The organism is Gemmatimonas sp., assembly GCF_044345575.1.
Taxonomy (GTDB): domain Bacteria; phylum Gemmatimonadota; class Gemmatimonadetes; order Gemmatimonadales; family Gemmatimonadaceae; genus Gemmatimonas.
On the sequence record NZ_JBIJAW010000312.1, the window covers coordinates 1 to 3,755 of the forward strand.

Here is a 3,755-nt window from a genome sequence, read left to right on the forward strand (position 1 = left end):
GACGGCGCGGAGATACGCGCGGGGGAAAACGGACATTGGGGCGGGAAAAAGGGGGGTGCGAACGCGTTCTCAAAGACTATCGGCCCGCACGCCGTTCCTCAAACCCCGCAATCATGCCGATCAAGGGGGCAGCGTCGTTGATCCGGCGACTGCCGTCCCGCGCCTCCCGCCCTCCGCGCCTCGCCGTCCCTAGACGGCCTGCCAGAACGTCGATCGCCGCCACGTGACGAGACTCGCCCCGAGGAGCACCAGGGCGCAGAGCGCGATCGCTGCGGGCGCGTCGAACAGGCGCGCGAGGGCGCCGATGGCGAACGATCCCACGGCCTGCGACAGCCCCACGAAGGCCAGAGCGTAGAACGCCATGAGCCGGCCGCGATAGCGCTCGTCCACCATGAGTTGCAGTACGCCGTTGGAGAGGGCGTTCCAGAGGATCATGGCCAGCCCGCTCGCGAAGAGCAGCAGGTACGACAGCGGCATCCATCGCGTGTAGGCGAACGCCAGCAGCAGCACCGGAAATGCCACCGCCGCGCCCATGAGCACGCGTCCCTTCCCCGCGCGGTGCGAGATGGGGCCAGCCACCAGCAGCGCCGCGACCAGGCCGCCCACCCCCACGGTGGCCAGCATGCCGCCGTATCCGCCCGCACCCACCCCCAGATGGTCGCGCGCCATCACCGGCAGCAGCGTAAGGAACGGCCCGCCGAACACCGCGCCCACCGTCACGAGGATGAGCAAGTCGCGCACGTGCCCCGGCTGCATGAGGTAGCGCCACCCGTCGGCGGCACTCGCCGACGTCTCGCGCAACACCCCAAGAACCGTAGTCCCCGCAGTTCCCGCAGTTCCATATCCCGTTGTAGAAGCTTCCGCCCCCCAAGCTTCCGTAGTACGAGCGCCAACTCCCCCCGCCCTTATCCGACGCAACCCCCAGAGTACCGCCCCGAAACTCGCCGCGTTCAACCCGAAGCACCACGCGATCCCCAGCGACCCGATCACCACCCCGCCGATCGCCGGCCCCACCACGCGCGCGAGGTTGAATCCACTCGAGTTGAGCGCGATCGCCGGCTGCAAATCCTCGCGTCCCACCAGCTGGATGACCATGCTCTGCCGCGCCGGAATCTCCACGGCGCTCGCCAACCCCTGCACGAACTGGAGGCCCAGCAGCAGCGGGATGGACACGTGACCCGTGAGCGTCACCAGCCAGAGCACCGTGGCCTGCACGAAGAACACCACCTGGGTGATCTGCACGATGCGCAGGCGGTCGCCGCGGTCCACCAGCGCGCCGGCGTGCATGCTGAAGAGCACGATGGGGAGGGCACCGATGCTCGCCACCAGCCCTACCACGAAGGCGGAGTTGGAGAGCTGCAGCGACAGCCACCCCACCGCCATCGTCTGCATCCACGACCCCACCAGACTCAGCGTCTGCCCAATCCAGAAGATCCGGAAATGGCGATGCCGGCCAAGGATGCGGAACGGGTTGGGATTGCGGTCAGCGGCGGGCGATGCGGCGACGGTCGTGGACACCTCGCAATATCGCCACGCCATCAACGGCTGACACAGTACCGGCGGCGCTGCTTCCGTCGAACCGGCGACCGTTTGGAGAAGGGGAGAAAGGGGGACTCTTTTTCTCCCAAGCCCCTTTTCTCCCAATATCAGTTCCCCCCTTTCCCCCTTTCTCCAAAGAGACAGGACGCCAGCACCCAAATTGGCATGCAAGAGTCCCCTAGCACCCGGATTCCGCCGGGACGAGGCTCATGGGACCCCGGACGCCCCGTCTTGCGTACAGGGTATGTCCCCAACACCGTAGGCTGCATGCGCTTCCATACGTACACCAAGTTCAACCCCCAGCTCGCCGACGCCGTCGACCTGCAGGGACTCCTCGACCAGCTCGCCGACTTCCTGCTGCAGTCGGGGTTCGCCGGGGGCAACCAGGGGTACTGGGGCGATCCGGGCGAAGACGAAGCCGACCGCTCCGTGGACGCGCTCAAGGAGGCCATTCTTCGGGCGCTCATCGAAAGCGGGCAGCTCACCCCCGAAATGCTTCAAGCGCTGCGGGGTGAGGGGGACGAGGTGAGCGAGGAGAAGCTCGCCCAGCTGCTCGACGGGCTTGTGCAGCGGCTCGTGCAGGACGGCTACCTCACCACCGATCAGGCGGCCAGCGTGCCGGCCGGGCATCAGCCCGTGACCGGCAAGGGGTCACTCGGTCAGGCCGCCGCGCGCGACGTGCAGTTCAACCTCACCGGGAAGGGCATCGACTTCCTCGGCTTCAAGACGTTGCGCAGCCTGCTGGGCGGATTCGGCAAGTCGAGTGTGGGGAGCCACGACACGCCGCAACTCAGCACGGGCGTGGAGAGCGACGCGTGGAGCAAGCCGTACGAATTCGGCGACACGCTCAACCTCGATGTGCCCGCCACGCTCGCCAACGCGCTCGGCCGCACCGGCAGCCTCGAGGTGCCCATCGATCTCGACTACAGCGACCTCATGGTGCGCCAGAGCGAGTTCCGCTCGAGCTGCGCCACGGTGCTCATGCTGGATACGTCGCACTCGATGATTCTGTACGGCGAGGATCGGTTCACGCCGGCGAAGAAGGTGGCGCTGGCGCTCACGCACCTCATCCGCACGCAGTTTCCCGGCGATACGATTCGCGTGGTGCTGTTTCACGACAGCGCCGAGGAGATCCCGCTGTCCACGCTGGCCAAGGCGCAGGTGGGGCCGTATCACACGAACACGGCCGAAGGGCTCAAGCTGGCGCGGCGCATTCTCATGTCGCAGAAGAAGGACATGCGGCAGATCATCATGATCACCGACGGCAAGCCGAGCGCGCTCAGCATGCCCGATGGGCAGATCTACAAGAACAGCATGGGGCTCGACGGCTACGTGCTGGCCGAGACGCTGCGCGAGGTGGCCGCGTGCCGGAAGAGCAACATCATGATCAACACGTTCATGCTGGCGCGTGATCGCGCGCTGGTGGAGTTCGTGAAGCAGATGTGCCAGATCAGCCGCGGCAAGGCCTACTTCACGAACACGATGAGCCTCGGGCAGTTCGTGCTGATGGACTTCCTGCGGAAGAAGACGAAGCGGGTGAGCTGAATTACCAGCCGCCGATGCGCAGCAGCATCACCGGCACCGTCTTCAGCATGATGCGCAGGTCTTCGAACAGGCTCTGCCGGCGCATGTACTCCATGTCGAACATGACCTTGCGACGTACGTCGTCGATGGTCTGATCGTACGGGTTCGACACCTGGGCGAGGCCGGTGATGCCCGGCTTCACGCGCTGCCGCACCGGGTATTCCGGGATCTGCTCACGGAGTCGAACGAAGATGCTGGGGCGTTCGGGGCGCGGGCCGACGATGTTCATGTCGCCCTTGAGCACATTGAGCAGCTGCGGCAGTTCATCGATGCGCGAGGCGCGCAGGATCTTGCCCACCCCGGTCACGCGGTCGTCGTTCTTCTGGGCCCACACCGCCTGCCCGTTCACCTCGGCGTCCACCCGCATGGAGCGGAACTTGTAGATGGTGAACGGCACGCCGCCCAGGTTTTCGCGGCGGCGCTCGTTGAGGGCGTGGGTGCGATTCCAGCGACGGTCGAGGCCGACGCGCTCCTGCATGTAGAAAATGGGGCCCTTGGAGGAGAGGCGAACCGCGAGGGCGGCAAGGAGCATGACGGGCGCCGCGGCGATGAGCATCGCCGACGCAATCACGACGTTGAACACTCGAGTCACGCGCTCGGAACGGGGGCGGGGCTCGAATGTGTCAAATTGC

The 3,755-nt window shown here is 66.2% G+C and carries 3 protein-coding genes; 1 reads left to right on the forward strand and 2 read right to left on the reverse strand.

Annotation, left to right across the window (positions count from 1 at the left end; translation table 11 throughout):
• Positions 1 to 189: 189 nt before the first annotated feature.
• Positions 190 to 1,518, reverse strand: coding sequence for an MFS transporter (locus tag ACIQ6O_RS14225; RefSeq protein ID WP_396208442.1), 1,329 nt, complete (start codon positions 1,516 to 1,518; stop codon positions 190 to 192).
• A gap of 288 nt (positions 1,519 to 1,806) precedes the next feature.
• Between ACIQ6O_RS14225 and ACIQ6O_RS14230 the strand changes: the two genes are divergently transcribed.
• Positions 1,807 to 3,084, forward strand: coding sequence for a VWA domain-containing protein (locus ACIQ6O_RS14230; RefSeq protein WP_396208443.1), 1,278 nt, complete (start codon positions 1,807 to 1,809; stop codon positions 3,082 to 3,084).
• Position 3,085: 1 nt separating this feature from the next.
• On the opposite strand, the gene ACIQ6O_RS14235 is transcribed toward ACIQ6O_RS14230, so the two are convergent.
• The coding region (locus ACIQ6O_RS14235) for a sugar transferase (RefSeq protein WP_396208444.1) at positions 3,086 to 3,755 on the reverse strand (670 nt) is incomplete at its 5' end.

Excerpts from the sequence above, each read along its gene's own strand:
- ACIQ6O_RS14230 (WP_396208443.1), top strand. The coding sequence starts at position 1,807 with ATGCGCTTCCATACGTACACCAAGTTCAACCCCCAGCTCGCCGACGCC.